This window comes from Oleiphilus sp. HI0067 (assembly GCF_001635735.1).
In genome coordinates this window covers 24,991-37,089 of sequence record NZ_LWFI01000933.1, presented here as the reverse complement: position 1 = coordinate 37,089, position 12,099 = coordinate 24,991, and the positions used below count along the sequence as shown (strand labels likewise).

Below are 12,099 nucleotides of genomic sequence, written 5' to 3'. Positions count from 1 at the left end.
ATGGCTCAACGAAAGAAGCCCGTTGGTCATCAAGCGCGAAAACGCTTTGGACAGAACTTCTTAAGCGATGACGCGATTATTGCGCGTATTGTCAGTGGCATTAATCCGCGTCCGGGTGACCGCATGGTGGAAATTGGACCTGGGCTTGGAGCACTAACAGAGCATCTGTTAGATGGGCTTGATGGCAACTTACAGGTTGTTGAACTTGATAGAGATTTGATACCGGTTCTGCGTACCAAATTCTTTAATTACCCTGATTTCAACATTAATGAGGCTGACGCACTGAAGTTCGACTTTAATGCTTTAGCTGATGAAGAGCACCCTCTGCGCGTTGTTGGTAACTTGCCTTACAATATTTCGACACCTTTGATCTTCCACCTGCTCGACAATATCAAGCATCTGAAAGATATGCATTTTATGCTTCAGAAAGAAGTCGTAGAGAGAATGGCTGCTGTGCCAGGGCATTCTTTGTATGGTCGATTAGGCATCATGACGCAATATTATTGTCGGGTTCAGCCTTTATTTATTGTTGGGCCTGATGCCTTTGAACCTGCTCCAAAAGTTGATTCTGCGATCGTAAGATTAACACCGCATAAAGAGCTGCCGCATCCAGTCGAATCGCTTGAGCGTTTGCAGACGATTGTTAAAACGGCATTTACTAAGCGTAGAAAGACCTTACGTAATGCTCTATCGGGTGTGATTGAGCTGGAGGCGCTTGAAGAGCTAGATATTGATGCAGGCTTACGCCCTGAAAATTTAAGTCTTGCTCAGTATGCGGCCTTGGCCAACTGGAAGCCTTAGCTTCCAGTTTTCATCATTGCAGCCATTCCAATCACCTCTTCTGGGGCTTCGAATAATGGCAGCAGAGCCTCGTCGGCGTCCTCTTCACTCATACTAAAAAATTCGAACAAATCTTCAGGTGTCTTCTTGATCGTTTGTGGAATCACACCGTGTTTACCCAACATATACTGAGTGATGTGCAGTAACTTTGCGTATTGTGCGTGTTCATCATCATAATCTGGATTTTTCTGATGGCGCAGTGCCACGACCACTTCATCAGGTAAGGTCCAAACATTCATCAACATACTGCCGACTTGTTCACTTGTCAGCTCGAGACAGTAAGCTTCTAGAATCGATGGATCAACGTGTGCATTTGCCTCTTTATAACGACATAGAAGCGCGTGATGAGGTGGGAAAATATGCGCGAGTACTAAATAGCCAAAGTTATGAAGCAGACCAGAAAGATAGGCCATGCCATAGCTAGGGCGATAAGCAGGGCTGATTTTACGAATCAGCGCTGTTGTTCCTAGTGCCATCCACAATGCTTTTTGCCAATAGGGTAAGTAGCGTTCAGGCTCATCCGTGGGCAGATTAAGCGTGCGTCCCAGCGATAAGCCCATTGATAGGTTCATCACTAGATCAAAACCTAGTACGCGTACGATTGCATCGTGCACCGATTTAACTGAGCCGCTTGTACTATAAAACGAACTCGATGCCCAACTAACTACCTGTGCCGAAAGGCTTGGATCTTTTTCTACGATAGTCGACAGTTCTTCGCTGCTCGCGTCGGGATTTGCGCGTAAACGAATAATATCGCGTGCACTTTCCGGAAGAGGAGGAAGCTCTAGAGTATCTTCGATTCGTTGCTTGATACGAATCGTTGTGAACTTCTCAAGAGCCGTGACAATATCGACTTCATCTTTACGTGCGTCCTTGTGTTGATTGACTCTATCAATTGCTACCGAGAAGTCTCCGGTTTGTGCTTTCTGAAGCATCTTGTTGAAAATGCTTCGCTTAATTCGAATGAGATCTTTTGCTAAACCAATGTCAACGAAGGCGTACTCACTGGTATTTTCCTGGAGCGCATTATCAACGATTGTCGGTATGCCCGTGATGTCGGGGATGGCTGGGATCGCGTTAAGTTCATATTGGCTTAACAAGCTATTTTGATCGCTTTGCTCAACCACTTTAAGTTCACGACCCATACAATTATTGAGTAACTCCGGACAAATAAAGCGATCGGCTGGGAAAAGTACTTGGGCACGGCCTAGCATATCTGACATAAGCGTTAAGCAAACGCGATCAGCGTCATCTACATCGTGGCGTGGGATGATTTCTGGTGCCTCATAATCATTATGTTCTGCATATTGATTAAGTGAGTCGATGATAATAGCGGGAATGCTCATAGGCCTTGATACTGCTCCGTGAAATAAATATTGCCGGCATCGATACTGCGTAGCCGAACTCCATGTAGTTTTTAGTGTAGAACAAGATAATCAGACAGGCATAAAAAAGCGCGTCTTTGACGCGCTTTGTGAGCTGGTAAGGTGTTTTAGCAAAAAAACATCTGTGAAAGGTATTCAGAAAGAGCCGCTACATTGTCTGCTTCGGCTTCATTATGAGGTACGAAAATAGGCATAAAGCTCTCCAGTAATTATTGTTTGAAAGGGTTTGTGAACTTGAAATACTACGCAAAGTAAGAGGGCAAGGCTTGACTTGTTGAACCAAGTTGTTGACGATTTGTTTCAATCCTTTTGATGAGAGAAGCGTATTGAGTCAAGGTGTCGCGACTGAAGAATTAAAATCTGAGCTAAGCGTTCAGGCCGTCACTTGTCGCGCGTTATTCCTTCGCTTGATCGATAATGGTTACTCCGAATCCCTCTTACAATCTCGTTATGGGCTTTCCCTTTCTTACTTAGACGCTGAAGAAAATAGAGTTCCATTAGATCGCTATTATGCGCTTTGGCGTGACGCGGTATCGTATACAAAAGAACCGGATCTAGCCTTACAACTTGCCGCTGAAGAACTGTCTCAGAGCATGGGTTTGGTGGGGCATGTATTCTTTAACTGCAAGACCTTGAGAAGCGCAATTGAACACTACCAGCGCTATTATCGCATCGTAAACGAAAGTATTCAGATCGAATTGCAGAGTAACGATCAAGACTTTGCGATTTGTTATCACGTTAAAGAACCCGCGATCTATTCTTCCTATGAAATGGAGTACAGTCTTGCTCTAGCGGCATATCGTGCCAGAAGATTATTGCAGAGTGGTTTAGATATTCGTTACGTGAGTTTTCCTCACTCTAAGCCTGCTTATGCGGCTAGCTACGAAACCTTGTTCCAGTGCCCAGTAAAGTTTGATCAGCCAGTGGCCTCGATTGTATTTAACGCGGCATATTTAGATTATCCAATGCCTCGAAATAGCCCAACCTTGTACCGCGTGTTGACGGTGCATCTCGACCGGATTCTCGCATCTTTGAAAGCGAATCTTTCAATCAAAGAGCAGGTTCGACAAATTGTTGCTAAGAAGCTTTCTGATCCTAATTTAGATGCTGGCACTGTTGCTAGGCGTTTAAATATGAGCCGTAATACTCTATACAGAAGGCTAAAAAAAGAAGGTGTTTCTTATCATGAGATTGTGGATGAGGTTCGTTCTGAATTTGCGATTCGCAGTATAAAAGAAGACAAGTACAGTTTTACCGAGCTAGCTTTTTTATTGGGGTTCTCTGAGGTGAGTGCCTTTAGTCGAGCCTTTAAACGTTGGACGGGGGAATCTCCACACCAATATCAAATCCAAACAAAGTCCTTATAAAAACGAAAGATTTATTTCCATGGAATGGACAAACAATGCTTTTTAATCGAAAAACGCTCCTTAAATATATCGTTCTATTTTTACTTGGTTTTGGCTTAGTAATGAGCTTCCTTCCATTTGTTAAATCAATGAATCCTCCTAAAAATTCCATAGATAAATGGCAGGTGGAGATAGCCGCCTCAAACCTGGACTACGGGGAACTCAAAAAATTCGACAATGAGATTTGGGTGTACAGACGAACACCAGAGCAAATCGAATGGTTAGAAACCTATGAACCCGTCAAAACACAACCTTACATTCTGGAACGTTCCTGGTCAGAGAAATTTGATGGTAATTTTAGGTCGAAAGACAAAGAGTTTTTTGTTTTTAAAACTTGGGAGTCTAGAGGCAGAGTTTTTGTCCGTGAGCATGGTAACTGGGTTTTTTGTGGAGATCTTATTTATCATGGCGGGGCGATAGAGCTATCAAATGGCTTAGTATATGAGGGAGTTATTTCTTGTTCTTTTGGTCGCCAGTCTATCAATTTTGAAAACCATCGCTTCACTTACGATGTGGCTGGTATTTCTTCAAATGAGTATATAATGCCTTTGGCCGTCCCTTATTACGAAATAAACAGGAAAGGTAATATTGTTGTTGGTCCAAAGCCCTAATGCCTTTCTTAAAGGGTCTGACCCCTTGACGGGGTCAGACCCTATTCATACGATCGTTAAACCTCAGCAAATTGTTGTCTATTTCCAACCCAGCGTTCAATTAGCGCGCTTGATTGTCTTGGGTAGCGTTGCATTATTTGAGCAACCTGTTTGACGGTATCTAGCCAAGCCGCATCACGTTGAATGTCCGCAATTCTGAAAGAGACCAATCCGGTTTGTCGTGTCCCTAATACTTCACCGGGCCCGCGAATTTCGAGATCTTTTTCAGCGATCTTGAATCCGTCGTTGCTTTCTCTCATCGCAGAGAGTCTCTCTTTGCCGTTTTGAGAGAGCGGTGGGTGATACATGAGTGCGCAATAGCTCTTATGTTCTCCTCGACCCACGCGACCACGAAGCTGATGTAACTGCGCTAAGCCGAGTCTTTCAGGGTTTTCGATAATGATTAATGAAGCGTTTGGCACATCGACCCCTACTTCTATAACCGTTGTCGCCACGAGTAGGTCTATTTTTCCTGACTTGAATTGCTCCATCATGAACGACTTTTCGTCGGCCTTCATTCGGCCATGAACGAGCCCTACTGTAAGCTCTGGAAGTTGCTCGTTCAGCCATGCAGCGCTAGCTTCTGCAGCTTGGCACTGTAAGGCTTCAGATTCTTCAATTAATGTGCAGACCCAATAAGCTTGGCGACCCTCTTCGCAGATAGACTGTACGCGACTGAGGATGTCCTGACGTCGTGTGTCTGGCAGCACAAAGGTCTCTATGGCTTGTCTGCCGGCGGGTAGCTCGTCAATGACTGAGGTGTCTAGGTCGGCATAGGCACTCATTGCGAGCGTTCGCGGAATAGGGGTGGCCGTCATAATGAGCTGATGAGGTGTTGTGTTTTGCTTGCCTTTGTTTTTTAACGCTAAGCGCTGATGAACACCAAAGCGATGTTGTTCATCGATGATCGCTAATCCCAGTTCAGCAAATTGCACATCCTCTTGAAATAAAGCGTGTGTTCCGACCACTACTTGCGCTGATCCGTCTGCGATGCTGATAAGTTCTTGCTCACGTTTCTTTCCTTTCACTTTGCCGCTAAGCCAGCCAACCCTTATACCTAAGGGTGCAAGCCACGACTTGAAATTAGCATAGTGTTGTTCAGCAAGAATTTCGGTTGGCGCCATGAACGCGACTTGATGACCGTGGGACACTGCGCGCAACGCGGCTAGTGCTGCAACAACAGTTTTTCCAGAACCGACATCCCCTTGGACGAGCCTTAGCATTGGGAATGAATGAGATAAGTCGCCAGCAATTTCATCGCTAACACGTTGTTGGGCTCCCGTTAGCGAGAAAGGTAATGAATTCAAGAATTCATTTTTTATAGCTTCACTATCGCTTGTAGCGACGAATGCAGGTGATGCTTTGCTTTGAATGCTACTTCGAAGTTGCAGAAGGCTGAGGTGATGCGCCAATAGCTCTTCAAAAATAAGTCGTTGTTGATATGGGTGCTCGCCTTCTAGCAAGGCATGTTGATCAGCATCCGTTGGTGGCGCATGAAGGTAACGAACGGCTTCTTGAAGGCTTGGGAGTTGCAGATCTTTTAAGATCGAGCCAGGAATAAGTTCGGTTACTTGGTGTCTGTCTAGATAGCCTAAAGCGCTAGCGCATAGCTTACGTAAACGAGGTTGTTGCACACCTTCAGTGAGCGTATAGATAGGCGTGAGCTTTTCTGGAGGAGAGTGTTTATCACCAGGTTTTAAAACTTGATATTCCGGATGATAAAACTCTAAGCCTGTTTGTCCTAAGCGAGCTTCGCCATAGCAACGCACTCGTGAGCCATTGCTTAATTGTTTCGCTTGAGCAGCACTGAAGTGGTAGAAACGCAGCGCAACTTGCCCAGAACTATCTCTGACGTGTACTTCCAAACTTTTGCGTCGTCCGATAACCACGCGACTGCCTTTTACTTCTGCTTCAAACAGTACATGTTGGCCTACACGTATTTGTGACAAAGGTACAATGCGCGTTCTATCCTCGTAACGAAAAGGGAGGTGGAATATAAGATCCTGCACGCTATGTAAATCAAGCTTACTAAGCGTTAGAGCGAATTTTTCTCCAACACCTTTGAGTTGGGTAAGTGGAACTTCGTTGAGGCTAGCCATTATTGAATTTATTTGCTTGAAGCGTATGAGTATTGTTGGTCGCACATTTCTAGTAATGTTAGAGGGTTTTCATATGGAATGCAGTAGATAAAAGGGTGGGTATGCAGCACAAAAGTTTATTTGTTGGATTTGGACAGATCGCTAGTAAAGTCGCTTTGGGGTTTGAGTCGGAGCGATGTATCGATGTACTAAAGCGCTCGTCTATTGATGCTCCAGACCAATTTGCGTGTGTAGAGCATATGTTTTTGGGAGATATTAGTGAGGCAAGTACGTGGACGAATGTACCTGATAACTATAATGCGATTTTGTTTTGTGTCACGCCCGGCGGTCGGGGAGCGGAAGCGTACCGACGCGTTTTCTACAATGCCCTTACTCACTGCATAACGAAATTTAAAAGTTTAAAGACTCCGCCACACCTCTTTTTTGTCTCAAGTACGAGTGTCTATGCTCAGGATGATGACTCTGTGGTCGATGAGTTGAGTCCTGCCAACGGTATGAGTGAGACGAGTAAAGTGCTGGTTCAGGCAGAAAATTTATTGAGGGATAGCTCCCTGCCGAGCACTATTATCCGCTTTAGCGGAATTTATGGAGGTTCGCGTCGACGCATTATTGATCAAGTTTTGTCTCAAGAGCCTGTATTGAGTGACGCTCTTAGACGTAGCAACCGAATTCATGAAGAAGATGCAGTGGGTTTTCTAACATTTTTGATGAAGTCGCATGCGCAAGGTCAGGCACTGGATGAGCTCTATGTTTGTACTGATGATAATCCTGTCGATATGAACGAGGTGTATGCGTTTATCGCGAACAAACTCGATGTTAATCTGAACGACAGTCGCATTGAGGCAGTGAGGCGCAGGGCGGGAAATAAGCGTTTAAGTAATAAGAGAATGCAGGAGACTGGATATCAACTTAAATTCTCTTCGTTCAAGGAAGGATATGCAAATATGTTGGAAGTGATTGATCAATGAGCGCGCTTTTGTGAGGCGCGCTCACTCTTAATGTTTTATGAAAGGGTAACGATTCCATCCATTTCTACTTCTGCGCCTTTTGGCAATGCAGCCACGCCGATCGCAGCGCGCGCTGGGTAAGGTTTTTGGAAGTAGGTAGCCATTACTTCATTGACCGCGGCAAAATTACCTAAGTCTGTGAGGAAGATATTTAGCTTCACGATATCTTGAAGTGAACCACCAGAAGCTTCACATACTGCTTTTAGGTTTTCGAACACGCGCTTAATTTGATTCTCGATGCCGCCACCAACAAGCTCCATGCTCTGTGGATCAAGAGGAATTTGACCTGAAAGGTACAAAGTATTACCTGCCTTCACTGCTTGCGAGTAGGTACCAATCGCTGCTGGTGCAGCATCTGACTGAATAATTGATTTGTTGCTCATATCTAAACCTTACCTATTGTTGCGCCAAATGTAAATGAGCGCCTTTAGTGATTGATAATTCTTTGAATGCGAATCACCGCTTTAATGTTACGTAGTCGGCGAATCACACGAGCAAGATGGCGTCGACCTTGAATGTAGATGACGGCCTCTATCGTGCTCATATGAGGGTTCTGCTCGCTGACACCAATGTGTTCGATATTTGCCTCGGCGCGAGTGATTGCAGATGCTAACTCGGCAATAATGCCGCGCTGTCTTTCGAGCTCAATACGCAATTCAACCGCAAATTCATCCGTAATATCCTTGACCCAAGATAGATAAAGTCGGTCTGGCGCTTTGCTAAGGCGCAGTGCTTTTTTGCACTGTTCTGCGTGAATGATAAGGCCCGCACCAGAATTTGAATCCGGTAGCCCGATGATAGGGTCGCCCGGAATTGGGTAGCAGCAGGAACTGAAGCTGACTTGCATGCCTTCTGTTCCTTTGATGATCAGTTTTTGTTTTGCAGGCTCTTCGGTTTCGCTACTTATTTGACTTGCATCTTCTGCAGCGAGCTGACGCGCAATGATATAAGGCATGCGCAATCCTTGGCCGACTAGAATCAGTAGCTCATCAAGTGAGTTTGCTTTGTTATGATCGAGCACGTTGACTAAGTGGGTTTCACTGATGTTTTCCCAGCTTAGGTTGATGCTGCTCATTGAGCGTTCAAGCAGGCTCTTACCAAGAGATAGATTTTCTTCGTGTTGCTTCAGCTTGATAAAGTGACGAATACTACTTTTTGCCTTGCCTGTGGTGACGATATTTAGCCATGCAGGGCTTGGTTTTGCGCCTGGAGCCGTAATAATTTCTATCGTTTGACCGCTCTGCAAAGGCTCGCTTAATGAGGCAAGTTGTTTGTTGATGCGACAGGCGACGCATGCATTTCCAATGTCAGTATGAATGGCATAAGCAAAGTCTATCGGTGTTGCGCCAGCTGGTAGTTCGAGAATTGCTCCTTTCGGTGTGAAGACATAGATCTCGTCTGGGAAGAGATCAATTTTAACGTGCTCGAAGAACTCCATTGAGTCGCCAGCATTTTCTCGAATCTCTTTCAGGCCACTCAACCAGCGATCTATACGGGCTTGGTTTGCAAGCGCCATACTGGAGTCGTCTTTGTATTGCCAGTGAGCCGCGATCCCGTAGTTGGCAAGGTCTTCCATCTCTTGGGTGCGAATTTGCACTTCGATGTTCACATGCATACCGAATAGCGTGGTATGCAGTGATTGATATCCGTTTACCTTAGGGACGGCAATATAGTCTTTGAAGCGGAAAGGTAGAGGTTTGTAGAGCGCATGTAAGGCACCGAGAATGCGATAACAATCGTCTTCAGATTCAGCAATAATTCGAAAAGCATATACATCCATAATTTCATGGAAAGAACGATGCTTATACTTCATCTTCTTATAGATGCTGAAAAGATGCTTCTCTCGACCGATAACCTCGCCAGTAAGATGTCGCGTTTTTAGCTGACTCTCGATTTTACCTTGGATATCTTCGATGATTTCGTTATGGCTTCCGCGAAGCTTTTTGACCGCTTTGCGAATGTATTTGGAGCGCATTGGGTAGAGCGCTTGGAATCCAAGATCTTCAAGCTCGGTTCTAATGCTGTTAATGCCTAAGCGATTTGCGATCGGTGCGTATATATCTAGCGTTTCTGTGGCGATCCGCCGTCGCTTTTCATGATGCAATGGACCGAGCGTCCGCATGTTATGAAGGCGATCTGCAAGTTTAACCAATATAACGCGAATATCTTTCGCCATCGCCAACGTCATTTTCTGGAAATTATTGGCTTGAGCTTCAGCTTTAGATTTGAATTCTATTTGTGTGAGTTTACTCACCCCGTCGACCAGTTCCGCAACGGCACTGCCAAACTCTTCGGCTAATTCGTCTTTGCTAGTTTCGGTGTCTTCTATGACGTCATGCAGCAATGCTGCCATGAGTGTTTCGTGATCAAGGTGAAGGTCTGCGAGAATATTGGCGACAGCAATAGGGTGAATAATGTACGGGTCGCCACTGCGTCTATATTGCCCTTCGTGCGCCTCTTTTGCGACGTAATAGGCGCGTTCAATCAGTCTTACCTTGTTGGTGTCTAGGTAGGACTCGGCTCTCTCGATTAAGCCATCAATATCGGGCACGCTTTCTCTGCTCACTTGTGCGGAATGAAGAAATAAAAAAAGCCGAACGGCTAAAGCTGTTCAGCTTTTTATAAGCTCACCCTAATGATATTTGAGCGAGCTGTTTTTTCAAGCGTATTATCGCAAAGAAGTTATTCTTCTTCGCTAAAATCAACATTACCTGCGTTGATATGGCCTTCAGCGATTTCACGAAGCGCTAATACTGTTGGCTTGTCGTTTTCAACAGGAACCATTGGCTCTTGCGCAGTGTTTGCAAGTTGACGAGCGCGCTTGGTCGCAACCATGACAAGTTCAAAACGGTTGTCTACATTTTCCAAACAATCTTCAACGGTCACTCGTGCCATTTAATTTCACCTCTAGAATTCGAATATAGAACTAAGCATAGCTCAAAAAAGAACCGCGCATTCTATGTTAGTTGTACGCTTAAGACAATAGATCGTTGAGTATCTCTTGATGACGTTGTTTTTGATCTACTAACAATAATCTTTGAGCGGTAAATATAGCGCCTAATTCAGCCAGCGCTTGGTCGAAGTTTTCGTTTACAACAAGGTAGTCGAACTCTTCGTAATGACTACACTCTGAAGCGGCTTCTTGCATACGTAGCTCAATGACTTCAGGTTTGTCTTGACCGCGGCCTTCGAGTCTTGCGTGCAGTGCAGCCTTGGATGGCGGAATAATAAAGATGCTCAATGCTTGTGGGAATTGTTCGCGTACTTGGCGGCCGCCTTGCCAGTCAATTTCTAGAATGACGTCTAGGCCTTGATCAAGTCGGCTCTGTACCCATTCTTTTGACGTGCCATAGTAGTTACCGAATACTTCTGCATGCTCGAGAAAGTCGCCTTGATCGATTAAAGATTTAAACGTGTCGGTGCTAACGAAGTTGTAGTTAATGCCGTCTTCTTCACCAGGACGTTTGTCGCGAGTAGTGTGAGAAACAGAGACGGTGATGTTTTTGTAGCGATTCACTAACTCGTGAACGAGACTGGTTTTCCCTGCACCGGAAGGTGCGGCAATTATGTATAACTTGCCTGAAGTATGCGTGGTCGTCATTGATCGCTTATTCCCTACATTAAGAGTAATGCTGCCGCGAAAATTTACGCAAGAGGCTGTAAATCGGCGACTGATTTAAGCCGGCACAGTTTACAGCCACTTTGGCTATAAAGATAGGGAGTAAACGATAGTCTTTACTCGACGTTTTGCACTTGCTCTCGCATTTGTTCTATTAATACTTTGAGCTCAACAGCTGCGCGTGTTGTGTCGGTCACGATTGATTTAGATGAGAGGGTGTTGGCTTCTCTGTTCAGCTCTTGCATTAGAAAGTCGAGTCGGCGTCCAACAGGTTCTTTCTTCTTCAGCACTTTTCGGACTTCTTTTACATGTGCGTCTAGGCGATCTAACTCTTCATCAACATCAGACTTTTGCGCAAGGACGACCATTTCTTGTTCGATACGTTGTTCGTCCAAATCAACACTGAGCTCAGCAAAGCGGTTACGTAAATTTTCACGTTGCTGTTCTAAAATTTGAGGCAGCTTGCCGCGGACCTCAATTACGATGTCGTCAATCTTGCTTAAGCGGTCTTCAAACAGCGGCGCTAGTTGCTCACCTTCGCGCTTGCGATTGTCGATCAGAGTGTCTATCGCTTGCGCAAATGCCGATACGCAGAGCTTCATAAGTTCGCCCTTGTCCGCTTCGGTATGTTCAATGACGCCCGGCCATTGAAGAATCTCTAAGCTTGAAGGTTTGGCGCTGTGCTCAATATTGGAAGAGATCTCGCTCAGCGCATGATTGAGCTGCTTTAAGATGTTTGTGTTAATTGCGATGTCTTCATTTGCATGGTCGTTTGCTTGCCATTTCAATGAGCAATCTAATTTACCTCGTGCCAACTTTTTACGTAGTTGCTCGCGAAGCTGTCCTTCAGCTTCCCTAAATTGTTCTGGAATACGAAAGTTCGGCTCTAAGTAGCGGTGATTTACACTGCGAATTTCCCAAGTCAATGTGCCGCCTTCTGTGTTTGCTTCTTGTCGTGCAAACGCGGTCATACTTTTTATCATGAAGCTTCTCAAAGTGGTTTTGTAAACGTCTGAGAATCATAGTGGAAAGTGAGGGCGCGAGCCACGACAGAAAGTGTTAAACTCGCCGCAAAATTTTTCTAGTTTAGTTT

11 protein-coding genes are annotated in these 12,099 nt (G+C 45.0%); 4 read left to right on the top strand and 7 right to left on the bottom strand.

What is annotated here, in order from left to right; translation table 11 throughout:
- Complete coding sequence (rsmA, locus tag A3739_RS11465) at window positions 1–801, top strand: 16S rRNA (adenine(1518)-N(6)/adenine(1519)-N(6))-dimethyltransferase RsmA (RefSeq protein ID WP_068501407.1); 801 nt, start codon at window positions 1–3, stop codon at window positions 799–801.
- On the opposite strand, the gene A3739_RS11460 is transcribed toward rsmA, so the two are convergent.
- Window positions 798–2,186 carry an HDOD domain-containing protein gene (locus A3739_RS11460; RefSeq protein WP_068501404.1) on the bottom strand — a complete coding sequence of 463 codons (1,389 nt, stop codon included), beginning with the start codon at window positions 2,184–2,186 and terminating at the stop codon, window positions 798–800. The genes rsmA and A3739_RS11460 overlap by 4 nt on opposite strands.
- Window positions 2,187–2,551: 365 nt before the next feature.
- On the opposite strand from A3739_RS11460, the gene A3739_RS11455 reads away from it, so the two are divergent.
- Together A3739_RS11455 and A3739_RS11450 are read left to right on the top strand one after the other, a co-directional pair.
- Window positions 2,552–3,592 (top strand): AraC family transcriptional regulator, encoded by a 1,041-nt coding sequence (locus tag A3739_RS11455; protein ID WP_068501459.1) that lies wholly within the window; start codon window positions 2,552–2,554, stop codon window positions 3,590–3,592.
- Window positions 3,541–4,242 carry a hypothetical protein gene (locus A3739_RS11450; RefSeq protein WP_156502547.1) on the top strand — a complete coding sequence of 234 codons (702 nt, stop codon included), beginning with the start codon at window positions 3,541–3,543 and terminating at the stop codon, window positions 4,240–4,242. Before A3739_RS11455 ends, A3739_RS11450 begins: the two co-directional genes overlap by 52 nt.
- Window positions 4,243–4,298: 56 nt before the next feature.
- Here the strand turns inward: A3739_RS11450 and recG are convergent, their stop codons facing one another.
- On the bottom strand, window positions 4,299–6,380 hold the full coding sequence (recG, locus tag A3739_RS11445; protein WP_068501399.1) for an ATP-dependent DNA helicase RecG: 2,082 nt from the start codon (window positions 6,378–6,380) through the stop codon (window positions 4,299–4,301).
- A 101-nt stretch (window positions 6,381–6,481) separates the two neighbouring features.
- On the opposite strand from recG, the gene A3739_RS11440 reads away from it, so the two are divergent.
- Window positions 6,482–7,348 (top strand): hypothetical protein, encoded by an 867-nt coding sequence (locus A3739_RS11440; RefSeq protein ID WP_068501397.1) that lies wholly within the window; start codon window positions 6,482–6,484, stop codon window positions 7,346–7,348.
- Between the two features lie 35 nt (window positions 7,349–7,383).
- Here A3739_RS11440 and A3739_RS11435 read toward each other — a convergent pair whose 3' ends face one another.
- The 5 genes from A3739_RS11435 to A3739_RS11415 all read right to left on the bottom strand — a co-directional run bounded on the left by A3739_RS11435 (window position 7,384) and on the right by A3739_RS11415 (window position 11,977).
- Window positions 7,384–7,770 (bottom strand): RidA family protein, encoded by a 387-nt coding sequence (locus tag A3739_RS11435; RefSeq protein ID WP_068501394.1) that lies wholly within the window; start codon window positions 7,768–7,770, stop codon window positions 7,384–7,386.
- 44 nt (window positions 7,771–7,814) lie between these two features.
- Window positions 7,815–9,938 (bottom strand): bifunctional (p)ppGpp synthetase/guanosine-3',5'-bis(diphosphate) 3'-pyrophosphohydrolase, encoded by a 2,124-nt coding sequence (locus A3739_RS11430; RefSeq protein WP_068501392.1) that lies wholly within the window; start codon window positions 9,936–9,938, stop codon window positions 7,815–7,817.
- A 131-nt stretch (window positions 9,939–10,069) separates the two neighbouring features.
- Window positions 10,070–10,282: a DNA-directed RNA polymerase subunit omega gene (rpoZ, locus tag A3739_RS11425; protein ID WP_068480249.1), complete on the bottom strand. Its 213-nt coding sequence runs from the start codon at window positions 10,280–10,282 to the stop codon at window positions 10,070–10,072.
- Window positions 10,283–10,361: 79 nt separating this feature from the next.
- Window positions 10,362–10,988, bottom strand: coding sequence for a guanylate kinase (gmk, locus tag A3739_RS11420; RefSeq protein WP_068480252.1), 627 nt, complete (start codon window positions 10,986–10,988; stop codon window positions 10,362–10,364).
- Between the two features lie 134 nt (window positions 10,989–11,122).
- Window positions 11,123–11,977 carry a YicC/YloC family endoribonuclease gene (locus A3739_RS11415; RefSeq protein WP_231876703.1) on the bottom strand — a complete coding sequence of 285 codons (855 nt, stop codon included), beginning with the start codon at window positions 11,975–11,977 and terminating at the stop codon, window positions 11,123–11,125.
- Between the last annotated feature and the right edge of the window lie 122 nt (window positions 11,978–12,099).